Here is a 25,698-nt window from a genome sequence, read left to right as displayed (position 1 = left end):
ATAAAACGATATTTTTTATTCTCTTCGCGCTGTGGCGTAATCAGTAAAAATTTTGTTGCCCGGAGTCACCATGCCACGCTCATTACACCAGACTGAAACCGACCTTAACGCCGCTAATCTGCTGCGCTTACCTGCTGAATTTGGCTGCCCGGTATGGGTTTATGACGCGCAAATCATTCGCGCGCAAATCGCCAAACTGCGCGCCTTCGACGTGGTGCGCTTTGCGCAAAAAGCCTGCTCGAATATTCATATTCTGCGTCTGATGCGCGAGCAGGGCGTGAAAGTCGATTCCGTCTCGCTCGGTGAGATCGAACGTGCGCTGGCAGCGGGTTACGATCCGCAAACGCACCCGGACGATATCGTTTTTACCGCCGATGTGCTGGACGAGGCAACCATCGCGCGGGTGAGCGAACTGGGTATCGCAGTGAACGCCGGTTCGGTGGATATGCTGGAACAGCTTGGCGCGGTCTCGCCGGGGCATCGCGTCTGGTTACGCGTTAACCCTGGTTTTGGTCATGGCCACAGCCAGAAAACCAACACCGGCGGCGAAAACAGCAAGCATGGCATCTGGTACAGCGATCTGGCCGATGCGCTGGCGGTAATGCAGCGCTACCAGTTGAAACTGGCGGGCATTCATATGCATATCGGTTCCGGCGTGGATTATGGCCATTTGGAACAGGTGTGCGGGGCGATGGTGCGCCAGGTGGTCGATTTCGGCCAGGATCTGCATGCTATTTCCGCGGGCGGTGGTCTTTCGATCCCCTATCACGAAGGGGAAGAGCCGGTGGATACCGCGCATTATTACGGGCTGTGGAATGCGGCGCGTGAGCAAATCGCCAAACATCTGGGGCATGCGGTGAAGCTGGAGATCGAACCGGGGCGCTTCCTGGTGGCGGAATCTGGCGTGCTGGTTTCACAAGTGCGTAGCGTGAAAAACATGGGCAGCCGCCACTTTGTGCTGATCGACGCCGGTTTTAACGATCTGATGCGCCCGGCAATGTACGGCAGCTACCACCACATTACGGCGCTGGCCGCCGACGGCCGCGATCTTCGCCATGCGCCATTGATTGATACCGTGGTTGCCGGCCCGCTGTGCGAATCCGGGGATGTCTTTACCCAGCAGGAGGGCGGGAAAGTGGAAACCCGCGCGCTGCCGGAAGTGAAAGCCGGAGATTATCTGGTGCTGCATGACACCGGCGCGTATGGCGCATCGATGTCATCAAACTACAATAGCCGCCCGCTGCTGCCGGAAGTGTTGTTCGATAACGGCGTCGCGCGGTTGATTCGCCGCCGCCAGACCATCGAAGAACTGATCGGTCTGGAGCAGTTCTAAGCCTTGCTGACCGGTCCCGCCGCTACCGATTCACGCAATACCAGTGTGCCGGTAAACGGTGGGATCGCGGCGATCTGTTCGTTGTTCACCAGTTTGATCGCCTGATCAATCGCGGTGGTGATCATGTTGTCGATCGGCAAATAGACCGTCGACAGGCCCGGCTCCAGCCAGCGGGCGCTTGGTGCATCATCAAAGCCGAACAGCGAAATATCCTGCGGAATACGCAAACCCGCCTGCCAGATGGCCTTTGAGGCACCCAGCGCCATATCGTCGTTACAGGCGAACAGGGCGCTGAATTTCACCCCTTCCTGCAACATCTGCTGGCACAGCTCATACCCGCGCGTCATGGTCGAGTCGCCGTACTTCACTCTGTGCGGATCCCAGGGAATGCCGTGTTTTTCCAGCGCCTTGCGATAGCCCATCAGCCGCGCTTTACCGGTTGGTGTATGGATCGGCGCGGTAATACAGGCAATATCCCGGTGGTGTTGTGTGATCAGGTAATCCACCGCCTGGAACGCCGCGTCCTGCTGCTCGAAGAACACGCATTTGTCATGTGCCTGGAACAGCTCGCGGTTGATGACAATCAGCGGCATTGGCGTGGCGTCAATGAGCGTTAGAATCGCTTTTTCGCTCATAAACCGGGTGTAAAGAATAATGGCGTCGCAACGCCTGTCCGCCAGCATCTGCACCGCCAGCTCTTCCCGTTCGGGCGTATCGTGACCGTCGGTGACAATCAGCTGTTTGCCGTGTAATTCCGCCTGACGCGACGCCTGCTGCAATAAGCGGCCGAAATAGAAACCGTCAAAACTGGACACCACCAGGCCAATGCTGTTGCTGGTGCGGTTTGCCAGCGAGCGGGCAAGAAAGTTGGGGCGATAATCCAGCTCCTCCATCGCCTTAAAAACCTGATTGCGGGTGCTCTCTTTGACCTGACCCGTACCATTCAACACGCGGGAAACCGTTGCTTTCGAAACGCCCGCGCGCAGTGAGACATCCAGCATTGTGACCATGACGAGTTCTCGTTTCGCGTAATGAAACGCAGTTTACCACACTCATTTCACGGGTTAAGGCCAGCGGTAACGGTTTGCGCTAAGTGTTGGAAATCCCTGCGAAGCGCAAGGTGGTATGCCAATGTGGGCTTACGTCTCGTTTTGGAATACCAGTAAGCGGGTTGGGAGGCTCGTCACAGAACTTTCCGCCACGCATCGCTATTTTTGGTATGCCAAATGGGACTGTGCTGTATCCCTGCATCGATAAAAAAGCCCCTTTACTGAGGTGTTAACTCATGGCCCTACAAGAAAAGCTCATCGATTCTCTGGGTAGTTTTGCGACAAAGTTCAACAGCTATCGCTATATCATGGCGATCAAAGCCTCGTTCATTACCCTGATGCCGGTGATCATCGTCGGCGCATTCTCCGTCCTGATCTCCAACATGGTGCTGGATCCGAAAAACGGCCTCGCCAGCTTCCAGTCACTCTCATTCCTTGCCGCGCTAAAGCCGATCACCAGCGCGATTAACTACGCCACGCTCAACTTTCTCAACATTGGCGCGGTGTTCTTAATCGGTATTGAACTGGGGCGTATCAACGGCATTAAGACGCTGTTTCCTGGTTTGCTGGCGGTAATCTGCTTTATCTGCGTCACACCAACCACCGTGGAAATGCTGGTAGACGGGCAAATGCACGTAGTGAAAGACGTGCTGCTGCGCCAGTTCTCCGATACCCGTAGCCTGTTCCTCGGCATGTTTATCGCTATTTTGTCGGTGGAAATTTACTGCTGGCTGGAGAACCGCGACGGGCTGAAGATCAAAATGCCGGACACCGTGCCGCCTAACGTCTCCGCGTCGTTTTCCGCGCTAATCCCGGCGATCATCACCACCACCGTGATTGCCACCTTCGGTTTTGTTTTCCACCAGGTGACCGGCATGTACCTGTATGACGCCGTTTACCAGGTAGTGCAGCAGCCGCTGGAGCGCGTGGTACAAAGCCTGCCGGGCATTTTATTGCTGATGTTTGTGGCGCAACTGTTCTGGGTTATTGGTATTCACGGCAACCAGATGATTAAGCCTATCCGCGAACCGCTGCTGCTGGGCGCGATCACCGTCAATATGAGCGCCTTTGAGCAGGGCAAAGAGGTGCCGAACATCATCACCATGCCGTTCTGGGATGTTTATATGAGTATCGGCGGCTCGGGTTTAACCATCGGTCTGCTGATCGCGGTGATGATCGCTACCAAACGCAAAGAGATGAAAGAGATCGCCAAACTCTCTATCGGGCCGGGGGTATTTAATATTAACGAGCCGGTGATTTTCGGTATGCCGATCATGCTCAACCCGATCCTCGCGATCCCGTTCATCATCACTCCGCTGGTGACCGGCTCGATCGGTTATTTCGCCACGGTGACCGGTTTTGCCGGCAAAGCGGTGGTGATGGTGCCGTGGACGACGCCGCCGTTGATCAACGCCTGGCTATCGACTGCCGGTTCAATGGGCGCGGTAGTGACGCAGCTTATCTGCATTATCACCTCCGTCATTATCTATCTGCCGTTTGTGAAAATTGCTTCTCGCCGCGCCGAACAAGCGCAACTGCAAGCCGAAGCGACGAACAACGCCTGAGGATGTAATGAGCACGAAAACAATTGCGATACCGCCGTCGTTTATTCTGGGCGCGGCGGCCTCAGCCTGGCAAACCGAAGGCTGGACAGACAAGCGGGAGGGCCAGGATTCCTGGCCCGATCTCTGGTACAAAAACGATCGTCACGTCTGGCACGACGGCTACGGTCCGGCGGTGGCGACCAACTTTTACCAGCGCTTTCGTGAAGATGTGCAACTGATGAAACAGGCGGGGCTAACCCACTATCGCACTTCGATCAACTGGTCGCGCTTTCTCACCGATTATGAAAACGGCGTGGTCGATGAACGCTATGCCGCCTATTACGACGAACTGTTTGACGAGATGCAGCGCCACGGCATTGTGCCGATGATCTGCCTGGAACATTACGAACTGCCGGGTTATTTGCTGGAAACCTACGGCGGCTGGGCGTCAAAAAAAGTGGTTGAGCTGTACCTGTTGTATGTCGAAAAAGTGTTTGAGCGCTTTCATCAAAAAGTGACCCGCTGGTTCACCTTCAACGAGCCAATTGTCGTGCAAACCCGTGTCTACCTTGACGCGCTGCGCTGGCCTTATGAGCAGAACACCAGTACCTGGATGCAGTGGAATCACCACAAAAACCTGGCCACCGCGAAAGTGGTGAAACTGTTTCGTGAGAAGGGTTATCAGGGCACTGTGGGCTGTATTCTCAACCCGGAAGTCACCTATCCGCGCTCGCGCGCACCGCACGATGTGCTGGCCGCCGAACGCTACGATCTCTTTTATAACCGTGTTTTTCTTGATCCGATGGTGAAAGGCCACTATCCACCGGAGCTGTTCCCGTTGCTGGAAAAACACCAGGTCGCGTGGGATTACAGCGAGGAAGAGCTGGCGATCATCCGCGATAACACTGTGGATGAGCTGGGCATTAACCTTTACTACCCGCACCGGGTAAAAGCGCCTTCCCGTGCCTGGCACCCGGAGACACCTTTCCACCCGGCGTATTACTACGAGCCGTTTGAGTTGCCGGGCAGAAAAATGAACAAATCTCGCGGCTGGGAGATCCTGCCGGAGATCATTTATGACATGGCGATGCGCATCAAAAACGACTACGGCAACATTCCGTGGTTTGTTGCCGAAAGCGGCATGGGCATTGAGAACGAAGGGCAGTTTCGCAATGCGGCGGGCACCATTGAGGACGATTACCGCATTGATTTTATTGCCGCGCATTTATACCAGACGCTGCGCGCCAGAGAAGCGGGCGCGAACTGCCAGGGTTACATGTTGTGGGCGTTTACCGATAACGTCTCGCCAATGAACGCGTTTAAAAACCGCTATGGCCTGATTGAGATTGACCTGCAAAACAACCGCGACCGCAGGCCGAAAAAGTCTGCCGGCTGGTTTCGCAAGCTGCGCGACGAACGCCAGCTTACCCTGACTATTGATGACGAATGGAAATAAGGAGCCACCATGAAACGTATTGTGTTGTGCTGCTCCGCCGGGATGTCCACATCGCTGGTGGTGACCAAAATGGAAAAAGCGGCGGCCGAGCGCGGTCTTGAGCTGAAGATCTACGCCATTGCCGAGCAATCCCTGCGTGACGAGCTGCAAAGTTATGCCACCGAGATAACCGCCGTGCTGCTGGGGCCGCAGGTGCGCTTTAAACTGGCGGAAAATAAAAAGTTAACTGACGAATACGGCATTCCGATTGATGTGATCGATTCGGTGGCTTATGGCACCTTAAACGGCGCGAAAGTTCTCGATCAGGCGCTGGCTTTGGTAAGATAGCGCCGACAGGCCGGGGCGCCCGGCCTGCGCGATAACTCAGACTTGCAGGTGATATTGTGGAGAAGGCCGTCGTCCCGCCGGAAAAAAAACAGTACCAGGAGATTGGCGAAGATTTACGCGAGCAGATAATCCAGGGGCATTACCCCGTGGGTTCCCGCCTGCCGCCGGAGCGCAATATCGCCGAAAAATATGGCGTTAGCCGCACCATCGTGCGTGAAGCGCTGTTGATGCTTGAACTGCAAGGCACGGTGGATATTCGCCAGGGCTCCGGCGTCTATGTGATGCGTATTCCGCAGGAGCATGAGAACGAAGAGGAGCGCTTTCTGAGTAGCGATGTTGGCCCGTTTGAGATCTTACAGGCGCGCCAGCTGCTGGAGAGCAATATCGCTGCCTTTGCCGCCAAAATGGCGACGCGCGCGGATATCGATAATCTTCGGCGCATTCTTGAGCAAGAGCAGCGCGCCATCGCGATGAACGACACCTCGCAGGACAACAGCAAAATGTTCCACCTGGTGCTGGCGGGCGCATCGCAAAACCAGATGCTGCTGGCGACGGTGGAGAGTATCTGGCACCACATGGACAGCAGCCCGCTGTGGCAGCAATTCAACGTGCATATTGCCAGCCGGCCCTATCGCCTGAAATGGTTAGGCGACCGGCAGACGCTGCTGGCGGCGCTGCGTCGCCGCGATGTGATGGGTGCCTGGCAGGCGATGTGGCTGCATCTGGAAAATGTCAAAAAGAGTTTGCTGGAGCTTTCCGATGAGGATGCGCCTGACTTTGACGGCTACCTGTTTGAATCAGTGCCGATTTTTCAGGGAAAGATCGTATGAAAATTATTCCCCTTTACGACGCGCCACACTTTGCAGAGCAGGTGGTGGACTGGTTATGGCGTGAGTTTGGCGACTCGCTGCCGCGTGATTTCTTCGCCTCTATTATCACGCACAGCCAGACGCCCGGGCAGTTGCCGCTGACGTTTGTTCTGGTTGATGGGGAGCAATTGTTGGGCACCGTTGGGCTGTGGCGCTGCGATTTAATCAGCCGCCAGGATCTGTTCCCGTGGATGGCGGCGCTGTATGTGAAAGAGAGCGCTCGTGGGCAGGGGTTGGCCGGGCAGTTACAGCGCCATGTTATCGAGCAGGCGAAAGCGATGGGTTTTCAGGAGCTGCATCTTTATTCGGCTTGTCGCGATTTTTATGAGCGTTTTGGCTGGCACTATATTGGCGACGGTCTCGACTATCCGGACAAGACCGTGCACCTCTATCGCTACTCTTGCGGCGCAATCACCGAATGACGACGCACCAGCGTTGGGTTAAACAGGTGCGTGATTTCCGGCAGCGGGCGGTTTTCCGCCAGCGCCAGCGCCAGCTCGGCGGCCTGTGTTGCCATGGTGACAATCGGGTAGCGCACGGTGGTTAAGCGCGGGCGGACATAGCGCGACACCAGCACATCATCGAAACCAATCAGGGAAATCTCACGCGGCACCTCAATGCCGTTGTCATTCAGCACGCCCATAGCACCTGCGGCCATCGAATCGTTATAACAGGCGACGGCGGTAAAGTTACGCCCGCGACCGAGCAGCTCGGTCATCGCCTGTTCGCCGCCGCTCTCATCCGGCTCGGCAAACGTCACCAGCCGGTCGTTGCAGGGCAAACCGTTCTCTTTCAGCGCATCGTAATAGCCCTGCAAGCGATCTTCCGCATCAGAAATCGCGTGGTTGGAGCAGAGGTAACCAATTTTCGTGTGGCCTTGCTGGATCAAATGGCGCGTAGCCAGCCAGGCACCATAACGGTCATCCAGCGCCACACAGCGTTGTTCAAACCCCGGCAAAATGCGGTTGATTAACACCATGCCCGGCATCTGTTTCATCAGCGAGGCGAGTTCATCGTCAGGAAGGGTTTTGGCGTGAACGACCAGCGCTGCGCAACGGTGGCGAATCAGTTGCTCAATGGCTTTGCGCTCTTTTTCTTCGTTATGGTAGCCGTTGCCAATCAGCAGGAAATTCCCGGTAGCCGAGGCGACTTGCTCGACAGCCTTTACCATCGCGCCGAAGAAGGGATCGGACACGTCGCCCACCACCAGACCTACGGTTTCGGTGGACTGCTGCGCCAGCGCGCGGGCATTGGCATTCGGGTGATAATTGAGCGCATCCATTGCGCTTTGCACCGCCAGGCGCGAGGACTCGCTCGCTTTTGGCGAGTCGTTAATCACGCGGGAAACCGTTGCGACCGAAACTCCTGCCAGCCGCGCGACATCTTTGATAGTCGCCATTACGCACCTTCCTTTGGGTAAGCGTTTACACGCTGCATAGTGTTACGGAAAAGAGATGTGTAATCAAGGAAGCTACCCGGCAGGTGTCTGCAAACGTGAGCTGACGCGAAGGAAATCAGTGAAACCGTTACACGCGGGAAATTGCAAAGTAATTCAGGCACAACCTTTAGTTACACTTTGCGAAGGGCTGTTTCGATTGTCCGCTGGTGGCAGATATCCCCCCGTGACAGAGTAGAACTCCCAGAGGTATTGATAGGTGAACGCGGCCCCCAGGGTTGCACACTCGAATTACACCAACCTGCGCAGATGCGCAGGTTTTTTTTTACCTTAAGTCTGTAACAGTAATCGCTAATGGACACACCTCGTTTCACTTCGGCTCACTCTCTTGCTTTTTCCCGCTGGTGAGGCGCGGTGCCGCACGCGACAATCAAGGTCCCAGAGGTATTGATTGGTGATTTATTCGGTACGCTTTTCGTACTCATTTCTTGCACCAACCTGCGCGGACGCGCAGGTTTTTTTTCGCCCGCGTTTTAACCCGCCGCACTTCTCATGTAATCTGCCACAATTTGATAACGTCCTTAATTTACTGGCAAAAGGAGTTGAAATGCTACTGGGCTTTTTCCGCGGCCTGTTCCGTGTGTTGTTTCGCGTACAACTGACCGGCAACACGCAGGCGCTGCACGGCGAACGTGTGCTTATTACCCCTAACCATGTCTCTTTTATTGATGGCATTTTGCTGGCGTTATTTCTGCCAGTACGCCCGGTTTTCGCGGTCTACACCTCCATCAGCACCCAGTGGTACATGCGCTGGATAAGCTCGATTATTGATTTTGTCCCGCTGGACCCGACCAAGCCGATGTCGATTAAACACCTGGTTCGGCTGGTGGAACAGGGGCGTCCGGTGGTGATTTTCCCGGAAGGGCGCATTTCGGTTTCCGGATCATTGATGAAAATTTACGACGGTGCGGGGTTCGTGGCGGCAAAATCGGGCGCGACGGTGGTTCCACTGCGTATCGATGGCGCGGAGCTAACCTACTTCAGCCGCCTGAAAGGGCTGGTAAAACAGCGCCTGTTCCCGCGCATTACCTTGCATATTCTGCCGCCAACAAATCTGCCGATGCCGGATGCGCCGCGTGCGCGTGACCGTCGCAAGCTGGCGGGTGAAATGCTGCATCAAATCATGATGGAAGCGCGCATGGCCGTGCGTCCGCGCGAAACCCTGTTCGAAGCGTTGCTTTCTGCGCAGTATCGCTATGGCGCCAATAAGCACTGTGTTGAAGACATCAATTTCACCCCGGATAGCTACCGCAAGCTGCTGACTAAATCGCTGTTTGTTGCCCGTATTCTGGATAAATACAGCGCGCCGGGCGAGAAAATCGGCCTGATGCTGCCAAACGCCGGGATCAGCGCGGCGGTGATTTTCGGCGCGGTTGCGCGTGCGCGCATCCCGGCGATGATGAACTACACCGCCGGTGTCAAAGGGTTGAGTAGTGCGATTACGGCGGCGCAGATCAAAACCATCTTCACATCCCGTACGTTTATGGATAAAGGCAAGCTGTGGCACCTGCCGGAGCAGCTTACGCAGGTGCGCTGGGTGTACCTGGAAGATCTGAAAGGCGATGTCACCTGGGAAGACAAGCTGTGGATTTTCCGCCATCTGCTGACGCCATTAAAAGCGCAGCTGCCGCAAAAACCGGAAGATCCGGCGCTGATCCTCTTCACCTCCGGTTCTGAGGGCAATCCGAAGGGGGTGGTGCATAGCCATAAAAGCCTGCTGGCGAACGTTGAGCAGATCAAAACCATTGCGGATTTCACCGCCAACGACCGCTTTATGTCGGCGCTGCCGCTGTTCCACTCGTTTGGCTTAACGGTGGGGTTACTCACTCCGTTATTCACCGGCGCGGAGGTGTTTCTTTACCCGAGCCCGCTGCACTACCGCATTGTTCCTGAACTGGTGTATGACCGTAACTGCACCGTGCTGTTTGGCACCTCGACGTTCCTTGGCAACTATGCGCGTTTCGCCAACCCGTATGATTTCTTCCGCTTGCGCTATGTGGTTGCCGGTGCTGAAAAATTGCAGGACAGTACCCGTCAGTTGTGGCAGGACAAATTCGGCCTGCGCATTCTCGAAGGTTACGGCGTGACCGAGTGCGCGCCAGTGGTTTCCATCAACGTACCGATGGCGGCAAAACCCGGCACTGTCGGGCGGATCTTACCGGGGATGGATGCACGTTTAATGGCAGTACCGGGTATTGAAGACGGCGGCCGCCTGCAATTAAAAGGACCCAACGTGATGACCGGCTATCTGCGGGTGGAAAACCCTGGCGTGCTGGAAGCGCCAGCCGCGGAAAATATCAATGGCGACATGGAAGCGGGCTGGTATGACACCGGCGATATCGTGCGTTTTGATGAGCAGGGCTTTGTGCAGATTCAGGGGCGGGCGAAGCGTTTTGCCAAAATCGCCGGGGAGATGATCTCGCTGGAGATCGTCGAACAACTGGCGCTGGCGGTGTCGCCGGAGAAACTGCACGCCACGGTGGTCAAGAGCGATGCCAGCAAAGGCGAGGCGCTGGTGATGTTCACCACCGACAGCGAACTGACGCGCGATAAGCTGCAACAGCAGGCGCGGGCGCAGGGCGTGCCGGAGCTTGCCGTACCGCGCGATATTCGCTTCCTGAAACAACTGCCGGTGCTGGGCAGCGGCAAACCTGATTTTGTGACCCTGAAAAGCATGATTGAAGAGGCGGAATCGACACATGCATGAGTCAGTAAGCACTAACTCCTCGCTGTGGTCGCGCGGGATGATGGCGGTGATTGCCGCGCAATTTCTCTCGGCGTTTGGCGACAACGCGCTGCTGTTCGCCACGCTGGCGCTGCTGAAAGCGGAGTTTTATCCCGACTGGAGCCAGCCGATTTTGCAGATGGTGTTTGTGGGCGCTTACATTCTTTTCGCGCCCTTTGTCGGGCAGGTCGCCGACAGCTTCGCCAAGGGGCGGGTGATGATGTTTGCCAACGGCCTGAAACTGATTGGCGCGGCGAGTATTTGCGTCGGCATCAATCCCTTTGTTGGCTATTTGCTGGTAGGTGTGGGCGCGGCAGCCTATTCCCCGGCGAAGTACGGCATCCTTGGCGAAATCACGACCGGCGATAAGCTGGTGAAAGCGAATGGTCTGATGGAGTCGTCGACCATTGCTGCCATTTTACTCGGCTCAATGGCTGGCGGTGTGCTGGCCGACTGGCATGTGCTGGCGGCGCTTGCTGTTTGTGCGCTGGTGTATGCCGGAGCGGTGATCGCCAATCTGCTGATCCCGAAGTTGCCTGCTGCGCGTCCGGGGCAATCCTGGCGCTTTACACCGATGACATCCAGCTTCTTCAACGCCTGTAAAAGCCTGTGGCGCAACGGTGAAACGCGCTTCTCACTGGTCGGCACCAGCCTGTTCTGGGGCGCAGGCGTGACGCTGCGTTTCCTGTTGGTGCTGTGGGTGCCGGTGGCGCTCGGGATCACCGATAACGCGACACCAACGTATCTTAACGCGATGGTCGCCGTGGGGATTGTTGCCGGTGCCGGGCTGGCGGCGAAGCTGGTGACGCTGGAAACCGTGGCGCGATGTATGCCTGCCGGCATTCTCATTGGCGTGGCGGTGGTGCTGTTTTCCTTGCAACACGCGTTACTGCCAGCCTACGGCGTACTGATGTTGATCGGCATGTTGGGCGGTTTTTTTGTGGTGCCGCTGAATGCGCTGTTGCAAGCCATTGGCAAAGAATCCGTTGGCGCGGGTAACGCGATTGCGGTGCAGAACCTCGGCGAAAACATGGCCATGCTGCTGATGCTCGGTCTGTACTCGCTGGCGGTGAAAGCGGGTGTGCCGGTAATTGGCACCGGCGTTGGCTTTGGCGTGATTTTCGCGCTGGCGATTGCGGCGCTGTGGATCTGGCAGCGCCGCCGTTAACCGTTAACCGTTACGGTGCCGGGTAGGTGTAAACCTGATGCACCGCTTCGATCTCAGCCAGCACCTCTGCGCTGAGATCGAGATGCAAACTTTCCACGTTGGTTTTCAGTTGCTCCATCGTCGTCGCGCCCAACAGGGTGCTGGCGACGAAGGGCTGACGTCGCACGAAAGCCAGCGCCATTTGCGCCGGATCCAGACTGTGGCGCTTCGCAATATCCACATACGCCGCGACCGCTTTTTGCGCCTGCTCACCGCTGTAACGCGTAAAGCGGCTAAACAGCGTGTTGCGCGCGCCAGCGGGTTTCGCACCATTGAGATATTTGCCGGTTAGCGTCCCAAACGCCAGGCAGGAGTATGCGAGCAGCTCGACGCCTTCATACTGGCTTACTTCCGCCAGACCCACTTCAAAGCTGCGGTTTAACAGGCTGTACGGGTTCTGAATTGTCACGATGCGTGGCAGTTCATGCTTCTCGGCCAGTTGCAGATAACGCATCACGCCAAACGCCGTTTCGTTGGAAACGCCGATATAGCGGATTTTCCCGGCGCGCTGGCACTCGGTCAGCGCCTCCAGTGTTTCCAGTAGCGTCACGACCGGCGCGCTATCAACCCAGCTGTAACCCAGCTTGCCAAAGCAGTTGGTCGGGCGCTGCGGCCAGTGTACCTGGTAAAGATCGAGATAATCGGTTTGCAGGCGCTTTAAGCTATCGTCCAGTGCCACGCGGATGTTTTTGCGATCCAGTGCCTGGTTCGGGCGAATACCGCTGTCGTTGTTACGGCTTGGGCCGCTGACTTTGGAGGCGATAACCAGTTTTTCACGGTTGCCGCGTTTCGCCAGCCAGTTACCGACATAGGTTTCCGTCAAACCCTGCGTTTCCGGACGTGGCGGAACAGGGTACATCTCTGCAACGTCAATCAGGTTGATGCCCTGGCTGACGGCGTAATCGAGCTGTGCATGGGCGTCGGCTTCGCTGTTTTGTTCACCAAACGTCATAGTGCCCAGCCCCAGGGTGCTTATTTCAAGCGAACTGTGGGGGATACGGTGATACTGCATAGCCGGCTTCCTTAAAAGTACAACGTCAGTTGACCTGACAAAGGAATATAAACATGGCAGAGGGGAGGAAAAAGGGAAAGAGAAAAATCAAATAAAGGCCAGCAGGTAACTGACCTTTATAGCAATTTCTTAGCGTTCAATAATCTGGGATACATCATCGCGGTTAATCTGCATCTTATTGCCCTGCTGATCGCGGTAGCTGACCAGCCCGGTATCATCGTCAATTTCCGGTTTACCGTCGGTCAGGATCATCCTGCCGTCTTTTGTCGCCATCACGTAATCACTGCTGCATCCGGAAACGGCGAAAGCCAACCCCACTGCGGAAATAATCACTGCCCATTTCTTCATCATTCTGATCCTCTGGTGGCATGCGTCTGACAACAAGTTTAGTAATAACTTGCTGTCTGGAGACGAAAAAGCAGGATAATCTGAAAAAAGTTGTTAAAGGCAGATCAAAGATAAAAAACGCTTCCCCGGTTGAGGAAGCGTTTTGTTTACAGCGGATTCTTCTTATTTCGCATCAGGTTGAGCGTTTCAACCGCAATGGAGAAGAACATGGCGAAGTAGATGTAACCTTTCGGCACATGAATGGAGACGCTTTCCAGAATCAGCGTAAAGCCAACGAGGATCAAAAACGACAGCGCCAGCATTTTGACCGACGGGTGGCGGTCAACAAACTCGCCAATCGGACGCGCGGCAAACATCATCACGCCAACGGCGATAACCACTGCCGCCATCATAATAAACAGATGATCGGACAGCCCCACCGCGGTGATCACCGAGTCGAGACTGAAGATAATATCCAGCAGCATAATCTGCACAATCGCGCCAAAGAACGAATGCACATTGGTCTTCAATCCTTCCTCTTCGCCTTCGATCGATTCGTGGATCTCTTTACTCGCTTTCCAGATAAGGAACAGACCGCCGAGGAACAAGATCAAATCGCGGGCCGAAACGCTGTGATCAAACACGCTGAACAGCGGGTGTGTCAGTCTTGTCACCCAGGCAATGGATGCCAGCAGTAACAGCCGCATGATCATCGCCGCAGCCAGGCCTAGCCGACGAGCGTGATTACGCTGCGCGGTAGGCAGTTTCGCGACCACCAGAGAGAGGAAAATAATATTGTCGATCCCTAAAACGATCTCCAGCAGCGTCAGCGTACCGAGCGCGAGCCAGGCGTTGGGATCGGTTATCCATGCAAATAACATCTCTATAAAGTCCTGCCAAAAAAAGAAGCGCTAATTATAAGCGTCGCTGTGGAGTAGGCAAAAAATTAATAGGGTGAGAGCAAAAAATGGCGCGCCAGCAGTGCGCTGGTGAAGTTCTTTTTCAGGTAAAAACCGCGCGGCAGCGTGAGAATGGTTTCGCCATGTTCGCCAATGGCTTCGGTTAGCGCTTTACTGTTGGCCGCCTTCGGGCGCAGTTGCAGCACTTCGCCGTGACGGGCGGTAATGCGGGTGACCTGGCCTAACACAATCAAGTCCATCAACTCTTCCCAGTCGAGCCGTAACTGCTGTTCTTCTTCTGCATTGGGGCTCCAGAGCAACGGCGAACCGACGCGGCGATCCGCGACCGGGATCTCGCGTGAACCTTCAATCGGAATCCATAAGACGCGCTTGAGCTTATGCCGCACATGGCTGGTTTCCCACACGACACCGCTGTTGCCGGTAAGAGGGGCCACGCAAACAAACGTGGTCTCCAGCGGGCGTCCCTGGTTATCCACCGGTATGGTTTTTAGCTCAACGCCCAGCGCGGCAAAATCCTGCTCGGGTTTACTGCCTGCGCTGGCGCCGAGCCACAGCTCCAGCAGAACACCCGTCCAGCCTTTATCACGCTTTAAATCGCGCGGAACGGGCAAGCCTGCCAGCGTGGCCAGTTCGCCGAGCGTGTAGCCCGCCAGGCGCTGCGCCTGGGCCAGTAATTGCGCTTCTGATTCAGGCGGTGAAGTGAAAGGAGCCAACGCGAACATGTTAAAAACCTTTTGTCTAAAAAATAACCGCTAGTTTTGCACTGTAGCCAGGCAGTGTACCTTTTTCTGTCCTGTGTGAGCAATTAGATGATTTATAAGGGAATTTAACGAGGGTTTTGATGAGTTGCGCAACTGTGCGCCGGGTTTTCCAAATCTGGTCACTGACAATAAACAGGATCTTACACCATGTTATCCACAGAAAAGTGGGATAACTGGGGAAAAGTGCCACTACTGTTTCGATTTACAGCCTTGACGTGCGATGAAAATCGAAATTCTGCACAAAATGTGCCTAACTTATTGGCATAATCTGTGGATAAATTCGGCTCTGTTCGATCTTTCATCAGCGCCAGGATCCTTAAGGTGATGATCGTCACATTATGGGGCTGTTATCGGTTGAAAAGCTATTTAACTGCATGAATTGCTGTATGTTATTTCTTTGATGTAAATCGGGGCTATTCAGACTGTTCCGGGTTTTCCCTGGGTAATTCCATACTTTTTCACAACTCTATCCACAGAAAAGGTGAATAAAAACCGTCGTCAGCATCGCTTTCTGTTTATAACTTTGATGATTACTGTGAGTTATTCAAATGTTATTCGTTCGTATCCCTGTCATAGAGTGGTTTACCGTTTTCCGGGAGTGTGAAACAATCGCTTTATTCAGACTTTTTTTGAGGTAGTCCGGTGATTGATGACGATGGCTACCGCCCAAATGTGGGAATCGTAATCTGTAATCGACAAGGTCAGGTCATGTGGGCCAGACGCTTTGGACAGCACTCATGGCAGTTCCCCCAGGGGGGTATTAACCCTGGCGAGTCCCCGGAACAAGCAATGTACCGGGAACTGTTCGAGGAAGTGGGCTTAAGTCGTAAAGATGTTCGTATCCTTGCTTCTACGCGTAACTGGTTGCGTTACAAGTTACCGAAACGTTTGGTGCGTTGGGACACAAAGCCGGTTTGTATCGGCCAGAAACAAAAATGGTTTCTTTTGCAGTTGATAGGTAACGACAGTGAGATCAACATGCAGACCAGTAGTACGCCCGAATTTGATGGCTGGCGTTGGGTGAGCTACTGGTATCCTGTTCGCCAGGTAGTGTCGTTTAAACGCGATGTCTACCGGCGGGTGATGAAAGAGTTTGCAAGCGCGGTGATGTCGCTTCAGGAAACGCCTCCGAAGCAGCAAAGCGCGCCTGCCTGGCGACGTAAACGAGGTTAAGCCACCCATATTATGCTCACCCGACTGCGAGAAATAGTTGAGAAAGTCGCCAGCGCGCCACGCCTTAATGAAGCGCTGGAAATATTGGTTACCGACGTTTGTCTGGCGATGGAAACCGAAGTGTGCTCGGTCTATCTCGCAGATCACGACCGGCGTTGTTATTACCTGATGGCGACGCGCGGTTTAAAAAAGCCGCGTGGTCGCACTGTCACGCTCGCATTCGATCAGGGGATTGTCGGTCTGGTAGGCAGGCTGGCGGAACCCATCAACCTGGCGGATGCACAAAAACACCCCAGTTTTAAATATATTCCCGCTGTAAAAGAAGAGCGCTTTCGCGCTTTTCTTGGCGTACCTATTATTCAGCGCCGCCAGTTGCTTGGTGTGCTGGTGGTACAACAGCGTGAGCTACGCCAGTATGACGAAAGCGAAGAGTCCTTTCTGGTTACGCTCGCCACCCAGATGGCGGCCATTCTCTCCCAGTCACAATTAAACGCGCTGTTTGGTCAGTATCGGCAGACGCGAATTCGCGCCTTACCGGCAGCACCTGGTGTTGCTATCGCTGAAGGTTGGGTTGATGAAACGCTGCCGTTAATGGAGCAGGTTTATCCGGCTTCGACGCTTGATACCTCGCTTGAGCGCGAAAGGCTCACGGCGGCTCTGGAAGAGGCCGCCAACGAATTTCGCCGTTACAGCAAACGTTTCGCCGCCGGGGCGCAAAAAGAGACGGCGGCAATTTTCGATCTCTATTCGCACCTGCTTTCCGACGCGCGCCTGCGCCGTGATCTGTTTGAGGAAGTCGATAGAGGCGTGGTGGCGGAATGGGCGGTCAAAACCGTTATTGAGCGTTTTGCCGAACAATTCGCTGCGCTCAGCGATGGCTACCTGAAAGAGCGTTCAGGGGATTTGCGCACGCTGGGCCAGCGTTTGTTATTCCACCTCGATGACTCTATTTCGGGGCCAAACAGCTGGCCGGAGCGCTTTATCCTGGTTGCCGAGGAACTCTCCGCCACCACACTTGCAGAGCTGCCGCACGACAGGCTGGCGGGCGTGGTGGTGCGCGATGGCGCGTCAAACTCGCATGCGGCAATTATGGTGCGTGCGCTTGGCATCCCGACGGTAATGGGGGCAGATATCCAGCCCGCCGTGCTGCAACGTCGCATGTTGGTGGTGGACGGTTATCGCGGTGAGTTGTTGGTGGATCCTGAACCGGTGCTGTTGCAGGAATACCAGCGCCTTATCAGTGAAGAGAATGAACTCAGCCGCCTTGCCGAAGATGATGTGAACCTGGCCGCGCAGCTTAAAAGCGGCGAGCGGGTGAAGGTGATGCTGAACGCGGGTTTAAGCCCGGAACATGAAGAGAAACTGGGCAGCCGCATTGACGGTATTGGGCTTTATCGCACCGAAATCCCGTTTATGTTGCAAAGTGGTTTCCCGTCCGAAGAGGAACAGGTGGCGCAATACCAGGGCATGTTGCAGATGTTTAACGACAAGCCCGTGACGCTGCGTACGCTGGATGTCGGCGCGGATAAGCAACTGCCCTATATGCCCATCAGCGAAGAGAACCCCTGCCTTGGCTGGCGCGGTATTCGGATTACCCTCGACCAGCCGGAAATCTTCCTGGTGCAGGTGCGCGCCATGCTGCGCGCCAATGCGGCTACCGGGAATCTCAGCATTCTGTTGCCGATGATCACCAGCATCGACGAAATCGATGAAGCGCGCAGACTGATTGAACGCGCCGGTCGTGAAGTCGAAGAGATGATTGGTTACGCCATTCCTAAACCGCGTATCGGGGTGATGCTGGAAGTGCCGTCAATGGTGTTTATGTTGTCGCACCTGGCGAACCGCGTCGATTTTATCTCGGTTGGCACCAACGACCTGACGCAATACATCCTGGCCGTCGATCGTAACAATACCCGTGTAGCAAATATGTACGACAGCTTGCACCCGGCGGTGCTGCGGGCGCTGGCGATGATTGCCAGTGAAGCAGAACGCTTAGGCATTGATATCCGTTTGTGCGGCGAAATGGCCGGTGATCCAATGTGCGTCGCCGTGCTTATTGGTCTGGGATACCGCCATCTTTCCATGAACGGACGCTCAGTAGCGCGCATTAAATATTTGCTGCGGCGCATTGACTGTGAAGAGGCGCAAACGCTGGCGAGACGTACGCTGGATGCGCAACTGGCAACAGAAGTGCGTCATCAAATTGCCGCATTTATGGAACGGCGTGGGCTGGGCGGCCTGATTCGCGGCGGAATTTAGCTGGCTCAGGGATATACATAACTTTTACAACTTCGCCGCCACCCGCTCGCGGTGCCTTATGCTATGATTCGCAGCTTTGGAGCGGCCAGCAATTGCGGTCGCGTAGGTGAACCGCTGTCCACTTTCGGCGGAATAACAACAAGTTGTGGTGACAGATGAACAGTGGCTATCTGCATTTTCCGGACTTTGATCCGGTGATTTTTTCCATTGGACCGGTTTCTCTCCACTGGTACGGATTAATGTACCTGGTGGGCTTCGTTTTTGCGATGTGGCTGGCAACGCGCCGGGCGAATCGTCCGGGCAGTGGCTGGACAAAAAACGAAGTTGAAAACCTGCTTTATGCGGGTTTTCTCGGTGTTTTCCTCGGCGGCCGTCTCGGCTATGTGCTGTTCTACAACTTCCCGGTTTTCCTGGACGATCCGCTTTATCTGTTCCGCGTATGGGACGGGGGCATGTCTTTCCACGGCGGTTTGATTGGCGTGATTGTGGTGATGATTATCTTCGCCAGACGCACCAAACGCAGCTTCTTCCAGGTTTCTGATTTTATTGCCCCGTTGATCCCGTTTGGCCTTGGCGCAGGGCGCCTGGGTAACTTTATCAACGGTGAGCTGTGGGGACGTGTTGATCCGTCATTTCCCTATACCATGCTGTTCCCTGGCTCACGCGCGGAAGATATGGCGTTGCTGCCTTCACATCCGGAGTGGCAATCGCTTTTTGATACTTACGGCATGTTGCCGCGCCATATGTCTCAGCTTTACGAGCTGGCGCTGGAAGGCATTGTGCTGTTTATCATCCTTAACTTGTTTATTCGCAAACCTCGCCCGACGGGCGCGGTCTCCGGCTTGTTCCTGATTGGCTACGGCGCGTTCCGTATCATCGTTGAGTTCTTCCGCCAGCCCGACGCGCAGTTTACCGGCGAGTGGGTGCAATACATCAGCATGGGGCAGATCCTCTCCATTCCGATGATCGTTGCAGGCGCAATCATGATGATTTGGGCGTACCGCCATCGTTCGCCGCAACACGTTTCCTGAGGAACCATGAAACAGTATTTAGAATTGATGCAAAAGGTGCTGAATGAAGGCACCCCGAAAAACGACCGCACCGGGACAGGCACGCTGTCTATTTTTGGCCATCAGATGCGTTTTAATCTGCAGGACGGCTTTCCGCTGGTGACCACCAAGCGCTGCCATTTGCGTTCAATTATTCATGAGCTGCTGTGGTTCCTGCAGGGCGACACCAATATTGCCTATCTGCGCGAAAACAAAGTCACCATCTGGGACGAATGGGCCGATGAAGAGGGCAATCTTGGCCCGGTTTACGGCAAGCAGTGGCGCGCGTGGCCTACGCCTGACGGCCGCCATATCGACCAGATCACTACAGTGATTAACCAGCTGAAAAACGACCCGGATTCACGCCGCATTATTGTCTCCGCGTGGAACGTGGGTGAGCTGGACAAAATGGCGCTGGCCCCTTGCCACGCGTTCTTCCAGTTCTACGTGGCCGACGGCAAGCTCTCCTGCCAGCTCTACCAACGCTCCTGCGACGTGTTCCTTGGTCTGCCGTTCAACATCGCCAGCTATGCGTTGCTGGTGCATATGATGGCTCAGCAGTGCGATCTGCAACCGGGCGATTTTGTCTGGACCGGTGGCGACACCCACCTTTACAGCAATCACCTGGAACAAACGCGTCTGCAATTAAGCCGTGAACCGCGCGCGCTGCCGAAACTGGTTATCAAACGTAAGCCTGAGTCGCTTTTTGACTACCGTTTCGAAGACTTCGAAATCGAAGGCTACGATCCGCATCCGGCCATCAAAGCGCCTGTCGCTATCTGACTTCTACCAACATGTCATAACCGGTGCGGCATCGTACCGGTTTTTTTTACCCGATAATCGTTTCTTCGGCTCTGCTTCCACCCCACCTGCAACTCACTGCAACATACTGCATTTCTTTCGTGCTGCCTCGTAACCTCTCTGTTTGCACCTCGACCTGAATGCGTAGTGACGACACACTGCCGCCATGAAAAAAGAAGATGGCTTCACCCTGATTGAAACCCTCGTCGCAATGGTGCTGATAGTTATCCTGAGCGGAGCGGGAATCTCTGGCTGGCAAAGTTGGCAGGCGCAGCAGCGGCTGTGGCAAACCGCGTTGCAGGTGCGGCATTTGCTTGAGCGTCTGCGCGATGATGCCAACTGGCACAACCGTTCACAGCTGGTATATGGCATTCGGGATGGCGAACACTGGTGCCTGGTGAATTCGCCGTCGCAAAACTGCGCTGCACAGAATGCTTTCTCACTGCAGCCTCGCTGGCCGGACGTCACGCTGGTTGATGTGACACCTTCGCTGGGGTTCTTTGGGCTGCGCAACACTGCCTGGCCCGGCAGTATTCGGCTACGTAGCAGTGCAGGGGAGTGGCGGGTAGTGGTTTCAGCATGGGGGCGGATCAGAATGTGTCAGCCATCAGCGGAGAATCTATGTTAGACAGGCAAAAAGGGTTTTCACTGTTGGAAACCGTGCTGGCGATGGCAATTGGCAGCGTGCTGTTACTGGCGTCTGCCCGTTTTTTACCGGCGCTACAGCTGGCGGTAACGCAGCACACCCGTATCCAGACGGTGGAAGACGATCTCTGGCTGCAACTGCGCGGCATCGCAAAACATCTCCAGCGAGCGGGATATTGCAATGGCAGTTGTAGCGGCCAGCCGCTGGTTATCAATAGTACTGGCGACTGTGTTATTGCTCAGTGGGACGCCAACAGCAATGGACGCTGGGAGTCATCGGGAAGCAGCGAACCGGAACAAACCGGCTTTCGGCTGCAAAGTGGCGCGCTGGAAATCATGCGTGGAGCCACATCCTGCAGTGGTCGGGGCTGGGAAAAAATTACCGATCCTGCCCAAATGAGTATTGAACGTTTTCATGTCGCTCAGCATCAGAGACCGGGGTTTGCACCACAGCTTGCGATCACGCTCTCGGCTCGTGTTCCGGGTAATGCCGGGCAACCCTTTACCGCTGATTTAAGCGTGATCGGGTACAACTTATGAACCGGCAACGAGGTATGTCGTCACTGGCGCTGGTTTTGCTGTTATTGCTGTTGGGTAGCCTGATGTTACACGGCTTAAACCTGCAATTGAGCAGCCATATCTGGCGCGTGAACAATGAAAATCAGGGGATACGTAATGCTGCGGAAATTGCTTCAGCCATGGAGTGGGCGCGTCATCAAACCTGGCCTGCCCAGCCCGCGCTACAGTGCCAGCAAAGCGCCGGGCAAAATGTTCGAAGCTGCTTACGCGTTTTCACCGATGGGGCAGCGCTGCTGATTGTCGCAAATGCTGAAGGAGCACTGTGGCATCTGGGGCGCGTGGAGGGGGCGCAGGTACGTTTTTTGCCCCATGGCTGGAGTGATTTTTGTCCAATAAAAGAGGAAGCGCTATGCCGGTCGCCGTAAACAAACAACGGGGTTTTAGCCTTACCGAAGTTCTGCTGGCTATGGTGTTAATGGTGATGGTTGTTACCGCGCTTGGCGGTTATCATCGTGCGCTGGCCTCGGGGTTTGTATCCACCAGCCAGTGGCGACAGCTATGGCGCTACGCCTGGGAACAGGCGCAACCAGAAGTATCATCGTTACCGCCAGGCTGGCAGGTTCAGCGGGGGCAGACAACCACCGGGGGATGTGTCAGCATCAACGTTACCGTTAGTTCGCCAGCGGGCAGGCAGGGGCAAATGACGCGATTATTTTGCCCGAACAGTCAGTAGTCAGGAGCGCTTATGTTAAGGGTCTACCACTCCAATCGTCTGGATGTGCTGGAAGCATTGATGGAGTTTATTGTTGAGCATGACAGGCTCGACGATCCCTTTGAGCCAGAAGTGGTGCTGGTACAGAGCACCGGCATGGCGCAATGGCTGCAAATGACGCTCGCGCAGAAGTTTAGTATTGCCGCCAATATTACCTTCCCGCTACCTGCGAGTTTTATCTGGGAAATGTTCGTCACCGTACTGGACGGCATTCCGAAAGAGAGCGCATTTAACAAACAGAGTATGAGCTGGAAGCTGATGTCGCTATTGCCCGACATGCTGGAGCAAGATGCGTTCACCATGCTGCGGCATTATCTGAATGACGACGATGACAAGCGTAAACTCTTCCAGCTCTCTTCACGCGTGGCGGATCTCTACGATCAATATCTGGTTTACCGCCCGGAATGGCTAACACGATGGGAAGCGGGTGAACAGATCGACGGGCTGGATGAAGCGCAGCGCTGGCAAGCACCGCTGTGGCGCGCATTGGTGGAACATACCGCGGCGCTGGGGCAGCCACACTGGCATCGTGCCAACCTCTACCAGCGTTTTATCGATAAGCTTGAATCGGCTGAGCAGCGGCCCGCCGGTTTGCCTTCGCGCGTCTTTATTTGTGGGATTTCCGCGCTGCCGCCCATCTATTTGCAAGCGCTTCAGGCGCTGGGTAAGCATATTGATGTCCATCTTTTGTTTACGAATCCCTGCCGTTACTACTGGGGCGATATTAAAGATCCGGCGTTTCTGGCGAAACTGATCACCCGTAATCGTCGGCATCACCGGGAAAACCGACAGTTTCCGCTGTTCCGTGATACGCAAAATGCCGAAGGTCTGTTCAATGCCGATGGCGAGCAGGATGTTGGTAACCCTTTGCTGGCTTCATGGGGCAAGCTGGGACGGGACAACATTTTCCTGCTGGCGGGCATGGAGCGCTATGAAGAGCTGGATGCTTTCGTCGACATTACGCCCGGCTCGCTGCTGCAAAATCTGAAGTACGACATCCTGGAACTGCAAAATGGTGCGGTGGCGGGCGTAACGGCAGAAGAGTTTTCCCGCAGTGATAAAAAACGTCTGCTTGATCCCAACGATCGCAGCGTAACGGTGCATATCTGCCACAGCCCGCAGCGAGAAGTAGAGATCCTGCATGACCGGCTGCTTACGATGCTGGAAGAGGATCCTGAACTGACGCCTCGCGATATCGTGGTCATGGTCGCCGATATCGACAGCTACAGCCCGTATATTCAGGCGGTTTTCGGGAGCGCCACTGGTGAGCGTTATCTTCCCTATGCTATTTCCGACCGCCGCGCGCGGCAGGCTCATCCGGCGCTGCAGGCCTTTATCAGTTTGCTCTCCCTGCCGGACAGCCGCTTTGTGAGTGAAGATGTGCTGGCGCTGCTGGATGTTCCGGTGCTGGCGGCGCGTTTCAACATCAATGAAGAGGGGCTGCGTTACCTGCGTTTATGGGTCAATGAGTCCGGCATTCGCTGGGGAATGGACGACGACAACGTTCGCGAACTTGAATTACCCCCGACCGGGCAGCACACCTGGCAATTTGGCCTGACGCGAATGCTACTCGGTTATGCGATGGAAAGCCGCCAGGGTGAGTGGCAGTCGATTTTACCGTATGACGAATGCAGCGGGCTTATCGCGGAGTTAGTTGGCCACCTGGCGGAGCTGTTGATGCAGCTTAATATCTGGCGTCGCGGCTTGTCTGAGGCGCGACCGCTGGAAGAGTGGCTCCCGGTTTGCCGCGACATGCTTAATGACTTTTTCCTGCCAGACCAGGACACAGAAGCCGCGCTGGCCCTGATTGAACAGCAGTGGCAGGACATTATCGCGCAGGGAATTGGTGCAAATTACCACGACGCGATCCCGCTTTCGCTACTGCGTGACGAGCTGGCTCAGCGCCTCGATCAGGAACGTATCAGTCAGCGTTTCCTCGCGGGGCCTGTGAATATCTGCACCCTGATGCCGATGCGCTCTATTCCGTTTAAAGTGGTCTGCTTGCTGGGCATGAACGATGGTGTCTACCCGCGCGCACTGCCTCCGCTGGGGTTTGACCTGATGAGCCAGAAACCGCAGCGAGGCGACCGCAGCCGTCGGGATGATGACCGCTACTTGTTCCTCGAAGCGCTTAACTCAGCGCAACAGCAGCTCTATATCAGCTATATCGGCCGGTCTATCCAGGATAACAAAGAGCGTTTTCCCTCGGTGTTGGTACAGGAACTGGTGGATTACATTGGGCAGAGCCACTACTTGCCAGGCGATGCCTTGCTTAATTGCGATGAAAGCGAGCAGCGGGTAAAGGCACATATTACGCATCTGCATACGCGTATGCCGTTTGATCCGGCAAACTATACGGCTGATGAGTGGCAAAGTTATGTCCGCGACTGGCTACCTGCCGCGAGTTCGCAGGGGCAGGCGCATGCCGAGTTTATTCAATCGCTGGATGACGTGCCGCTTGAAACGCTCACATTTGATCAGCTCCAGCGTTTTTGGGCGCATCCGGTGCGCGCTTTTTTCCAGATGCGCCTGCGCGTTAATTTCCGCCCGGAAGAAAGTGAAATCCCGGATGCAGAGCCGTTTATCCTTGATGGCCTGAGCCGTTACCAGCTCAATCAGGAGATATTAAATACGCTGGTTGAAGAGCAAGACGCAGAGAAGCTGTTTCGCCGCTACCGCGCGGCTGGCGTACTGCCTTATGGGGCGTTTGGCGAAATCATCTGGGAAACCCAATGTCAGGAGATGCAGGAGCTGGCTGACCGCGTTATTGAATATCGCCAGCCTTCTGACAGCCTTGAAATTGACTTACATTGTGCAGGCGTTCATCTCACCGGATGGCTGCCGCGTGTGCAGCCAGACGGGCTATTGCGCTGGCGTCCGGCCTTGTTGAACGTTTCGCAAGGCCTGCAACTTTGGCTGGAACATCTTGTCTATTGTGCCAGCGGTGGCACCGGCACCAGCCGCTTGTTCGTGCGCAAAGAGGGTAAATGGTGTTTTCCCCCGCTACCCGCTGATAAGGCGCGGGAATATCTGGCAACGCTGATTGAAGGTTATCGGGAAGGCATGGTTAAACCGCTTCTGCTATTGCCGGAAAGCGGCGGCGCATGGATAAAAGTCTGTTATGACGCGGCAAATGATGCCATGTTAAAGGACGAAGAGACGTTACAAAAAGCGCAGAGTAAATTCCTGCAGGCGTACGAAGGCAACATGGTGGTGCGCGGTGAAGGCGATGATGTCTGGTATCAGCGCCTGTGGCGAACCCTTGAACCTGAGTACTACGCTGAAATTACCAAACAAGCGCAGCGTTTTCTGTTACCGCTTTATCGACACAACCAGTCCGATTGATTGTATAAAAATTGCGCGAAATGGTTGCATCCATTATCATGCGCGACGGTCACGGACTGATATAACAAGAGTGCTGGCTCAGCCAGCACAGGTTTACCCGGCTTTCTCCATTCTCCCTGGGCGAGCCGGAAAAGTTAATGATGAGGTTC

Annotated in this window: 23 protein-coding genes; 17 read left to right on the top strand and 6 right to left on the bottom strand. The window is 55.1% G+C overall.

All coding sequences use genetic code 11. The annotated features are described in order from the left end of the window. The first annotated feature begins 70 nt into the window (after positions 1–70). Positions 71–1,333 (top strand): diaminopimelate decarboxylase, encoded by a 1,263-nt coding sequence (gene lysA, locus DFO56_RS22185; RefSeq protein WP_045512496.1) that lies wholly within the window; start codon positions 71–73, stop codon positions 1,331–1,333. Here lysA and DFO56_RS22180 read toward each other — a convergent pair. Further along, positions 1,330–2,334, bottom strand: a complete 1,005-nt coding sequence (locus tag DFO56_RS22180) for a LacI family DNA-binding transcriptional regulator (RefSeq protein ID WP_161796286.1) — start codon at positions 2,332–2,334, stop codon at positions 1,330–1,332. The genes lysA and DFO56_RS22180 overlap by 4 nt on opposite strands. Positions 2,335–2,618: 284 nt before the next feature. On the opposite strand from DFO56_RS22180, the gene DFO56_RS22175 reads away from it, so the two are divergent. Genes DFO56_RS22175 through DFO56_RS22155 form a run of 5 tightly spaced genes read left to right on the top strand, consistent with a single transcriptional unit; the run spans position 2,619 to position 7,000 of the window. Continuing rightward, positions 2,619–3,947 carry a PTS sugar transporter subunit IIC gene (locus DFO56_RS22175; RefSeq protein WP_017457673.1) on the top strand — a complete coding sequence of 443 codons (1,329 nt, stop codon included), beginning with the start codon at positions 2,619–2,621 and terminating at the stop codon, positions 3,945–3,947. A 7-nt stretch (positions 3,948–3,954) separates the two neighbouring features. Continuing rightward, the gene (locus DFO56_RS22170) at positions 3,955–5,382 is read left to right on the top strand and encodes a glycoside hydrolase family 1 protein (protein ID WP_045512491.1); all 1,428 of its coding nucleotides are present in this window, start codon (positions 3,955–3,957) and stop codon (positions 5,380–5,382) included. 9 nt (positions 5,383–5,391) lie between these two features. Continuing rightward, positions 5,392–5,709, top strand: a complete 318-nt coding sequence (locus DFO56_RS22165) for a PTS sugar transporter subunit IIB (protein WP_020455064.1) — start codon at positions 5,392–5,394, stop codon at positions 5,707–5,709. A 56-nt stretch (positions 5,710–5,765) separates the two neighbouring features. Then, positions 5,766–6,539, top strand: a complete 774-nt coding sequence (locus tag DFO56_RS22160; RefSeq protein WP_045512489.1) for a GntR family transcriptional regulator — start codon at positions 5,766–5,768, stop codon at positions 6,537–6,539. Next, positions 6,536–7,000, top strand: coding sequence for a GNAT family N-acetyltransferase (locus DFO56_RS22155; protein ID WP_045512487.1), 465 nt, complete (start codon positions 6,536–6,538; stop codon positions 6,998–7,000). Before DFO56_RS22160 ends, DFO56_RS22155 begins: the two co-directional genes overlap by 4 nt. Here the strand turns inward: DFO56_RS22155 and galR are convergent. Beyond that, positions 6,973–7,977 (bottom strand): HTH-type transcriptional regulator GalR, encoded by a 1,005-nt coding sequence (gene galR / locus DFO56_RS22150; RefSeq protein WP_020455061.1) that lies wholly within the window; start codon positions 7,975–7,977, stop codon positions 6,973–6,975. The two genes, DFO56_RS22155 and galR, sit on opposite strands and share 28 nt — an antisense overlap. Positions 7,978–8,581: 604 nt before the next feature. On the opposite strand from galR, the gene aas reads away from it, so the two are divergent. Both aas and lplT read left to right on the top strand, forming a co-directional pair. Beyond that, positions 8,582–10,741, top strand: a complete 2,160-nt coding sequence (aas, locus tag DFO56_RS22140; protein WP_045512587.1) for a bifunctional acyl-ACP--phospholipid O-acyltransferase/long-chain-fatty-acid--ACP ligase — start codon at positions 8,582–8,584, stop codon at positions 10,739–10,741. Continuing rightward, entirely contained in the window at positions 10,734–11,927 is a 1,194-nt protein-coding gene (lplT, locus tag DFO56_RS22135; protein ID WP_020455059.1) for a lysophospholipid transporter LplT, read from the top strand. The genes aas and lplT overlap by 8 nt, the downstream gene beginning before the upstream one ends. A gap of 10 nt (positions 11,928–11,937) precedes the next feature. Here lplT and DFO56_RS22130 read toward each other — a convergent pair whose 3' ends face one another. The 4 genes from DFO56_RS22130 to mutH form a co-directional block, all read right to left on the bottom strand. Continuing rightward, positions 11,938–12,978, bottom strand: a complete 1,041-nt coding sequence (locus DFO56_RS22130) for an NADP(H)-dependent aldo-keto reductase (protein WP_045512485.1) — start codon at positions 12,976–12,978, stop codon at positions 11,938–11,940. A gap of 129 nt (positions 12,979–13,107) precedes the next feature. Further along, entirely contained in the window at positions 13,108–13,326 is a 219-nt protein-coding gene (gene ygdR, locus DFO56_RS22125) for a lipoprotein YgdR (protein ID WP_007370351.1), read from the bottom strand. 146 nt (positions 13,327–13,472) lie between these two features. Beyond that, positions 13,473–14,186: a TerC family protein gene (locus DFO56_RS22120; protein WP_020455057.1), complete on the bottom strand. Its 714-nt coding sequence runs from the start codon at positions 14,184–14,186 to the stop codon at positions 13,473–13,475. A 65-nt stretch (positions 14,187–14,251) separates the two neighbouring features. Continuing rightward, entirely contained in the window at positions 14,252–14,947 is a 696-nt protein-coding gene (mutH, locus tag DFO56_RS22115) for a DNA mismatch repair endonuclease MutH (RefSeq protein ID WP_045512482.1), read from the bottom strand. A gap of 681 nt (positions 14,948–15,628) precedes the next feature. On the opposite strand from mutH, the gene rppH reads away from it, so the two are divergent. The 9 genes from rppH to recC all read left to right on the top strand — a co-directional run bounded on the left by rppH (position 15,629) and on the right by recC (position 25,549). Further along, entirely contained in the window at positions 15,629–16,159 is a 531-nt protein-coding gene (gene rppH, locus DFO56_RS22110) for an RNA pyrophosphohydrolase (protein WP_045512479.1), read from the top strand. A gap of 12 nt (positions 16,160–16,171) precedes the next feature. Then, the gene (ptsP, locus tag DFO56_RS22105) at positions 16,172–18,418 is read left to right on the top strand and encodes a phosphoenolpyruvate--protein phosphotransferase (RefSeq protein ID WP_020455054.1); all 2,247 of its coding nucleotides are present in this window, start codon (positions 16,172–16,174) and stop codon (positions 18,416–18,418) included. A 155-nt stretch (positions 18,419–18,573) separates the two neighbouring features. Continuing rightward, the gene (gene lgt, locus DFO56_RS22100) at positions 18,574–19,449 is read left to right on the top strand and encodes a prolipoprotein diacylglyceryl transferase (protein WP_045512476.1); all 876 of its coding nucleotides are present in this window, start codon (positions 18,574–18,576) and stop codon (positions 19,447–19,449) included. A gap of 6 nt (positions 19,450–19,455) precedes the next feature. Beyond that, positions 19,456–20,250 carry a thymidylate synthase gene (gene thyA, locus DFO56_RS22095; RefSeq protein ID WP_020455052.1) on the top strand — a complete coding sequence of 265 codons (795 nt, stop codon included), beginning with the start codon at positions 19,456–19,458 and terminating at the stop codon, positions 20,248–20,250. A 184-nt stretch (positions 20,251–20,434) separates the two neighbouring features. Beyond that, the gene (locus DFO56_RS22090; protein WP_020455051.1) at positions 20,435–20,896 is read left to right on the top strand and encodes a prepilin peptidase-dependent protein; all 462 of its coding nucleotides are present in this window, start codon (positions 20,435–20,437) and stop codon (positions 20,894–20,896) included. Continuing rightward, positions 20,890–21,453: a prepilin peptidase-dependent protein gene (locus tag DFO56_RS22085; RefSeq protein ID WP_045512473.1), complete on the top strand. Its 564-nt coding sequence runs from the start codon at positions 20,890–20,892 to the stop codon at positions 21,451–21,453. Before DFO56_RS22090 ends, DFO56_RS22085 begins: the two co-directional genes overlap by 7 nt. After that, the gene (locus DFO56_RS22080) at positions 21,450–21,857 is read left to right on the top strand and encodes a DUF2509 family protein (RefSeq protein ID WP_045512470.1); all 408 of its coding nucleotides are present in this window, start codon (positions 21,450–21,452) and stop codon (positions 21,855–21,857) included. Before DFO56_RS22085 ends, DFO56_RS22080 begins: the two co-directional genes overlap by 4 nt. Next, positions 21,842–22,165, top strand: a complete 324-nt coding sequence (locus tag DFO56_RS22075) for a prepilin-type N-terminal cleavage/methylation domain-containing protein (RefSeq protein WP_045512468.1) — start codon at positions 21,842–21,844, stop codon at positions 22,163–22,165. Before DFO56_RS22080 ends, DFO56_RS22075 begins: the two co-directional genes overlap by 16 nt. Positions 22,166–22,177: 12 nt before the next feature. Continuing rightward, on the top strand, positions 22,178–25,549 hold the full coding sequence (recC, locus tag DFO56_RS22070) for an exodeoxyribonuclease V subunit gamma (protein ID WP_045512465.1): 3,372 nt from the start codon (positions 22,178–22,180) through the stop codon (positions 25,547–25,549). Positions 25,550–25,698 lie beyond the last annotated feature (149 nt).

Origin of the sequence: Kosakonia sp. AG348 (genome assembly GCF_003337365.1) — a bacterium.
In the GTDB taxonomy this organism is placed as follows: domain Bacteria; phylum Pseudomonadota; class Gammaproteobacteria; order Enterobacterales; family Enterobacteriaceae; genus Kosakonia.
This window is presented reverse-complemented; position numbering and strand designations above follow the sequence as displayed.